This window comes from Burkholderia sp. Cy-637 (assembly GCF_011753175.1).
Taxonomy (GTDB): Bacteria; Pseudomonadota; Gammaproteobacteria; order Burkholderiales; family Burkholderiaceae; genus Burkholderia; species Burkholderia gladioli.
The window spans coordinates 1-911 of record NZ_VWWC01000398.1; the positions used below are offsets into that span (position 1 = coordinate 1).

1 pseudogene is annotated in these 911 nt (G+C 76.5%); it reads left to right on the top strand.

From position 1 onward, the window contains the following. Positions 1-911 (top strand): annotated as a pseudogene (locus F3J10_RS35830) (precorrin-3B synthase); the annotation flags it as partial.

The window sequence follows — 911 nt, forward strand, 5'->3', positions numbered from 1 at the left end:
GGCCGCGGCCGGGGCGCTGGCGGCAGCCGCGCGCGAACAGGGCTGGGGCGTGCTCGACGCGACCAACCGCGCCAAGCTGCAGATCCGCGGCGTGCGCGCCGGCCACGAGACGGCGCTGGCCGCCGCCCTGATCGAGGCGGGGCTGGGCCCGCGCGAGGACGACACCACGAACCCCGGCAGCCGTGCAGGCCAGCGGCCGGATCTCGCCGCCGCCGCGCTGCGCGACGACGTCCGCAACGTGATGCTGAGCCCTGCCGCCGGCCGCGATCCGGCCGCGCTGGCGGACACGCGCGCGCTCGGCGCCGCCCTGCTCGACCGGCTGCAGGGCGAACCGCGTTTTGCCGCGCTGTCGCCGAAATGCTCGCTGTCGATCGACGGCGGCGAAGCCCTGGCCGAACTCGCGCACCCGCACGACCTTTGGTTCTCGGCCTATCGCGATGCGAGCGGCGCCCTGCGCTACGCGTTCGGGCTGGCCGGCCATGCGCCGGTGGCGGCCGACGATCCGCCGGCGCTGGCCTCGGTCGCGCCCGAACAGGTGGTGGACTGCGCGCACGCGCTGCTGCTGGCCTTCCTCGAACTGGCGCCGAAGGAGGCCAGGCGAATCCGCGACGCGCTCGCGAGCCTGGGCCCCGAGCAGTTGCTCGCGCACGCCGCCGCGCGGCTGGCGCCTGCCCCGCGGCACGACGCGGCGCTCAGGCAATGGCGCCGCGCGCCGGCCGATCTCGCCCGTCGCTTCGGCATCCACAACGAAATGAACACCGCCACGCGCCAGGTCGGCGGCCAGGTTCCGCTCGGCCGGCTCGACGCGGCGACGCTCGAGGCGCTGGCGGCACTCGCCGAGCGCGACGGCGACGGCACGCTGCGCTTCACGCCCTGGCAAGGCGTGCTGCTGCCGGCAGCAGCACGCCTTG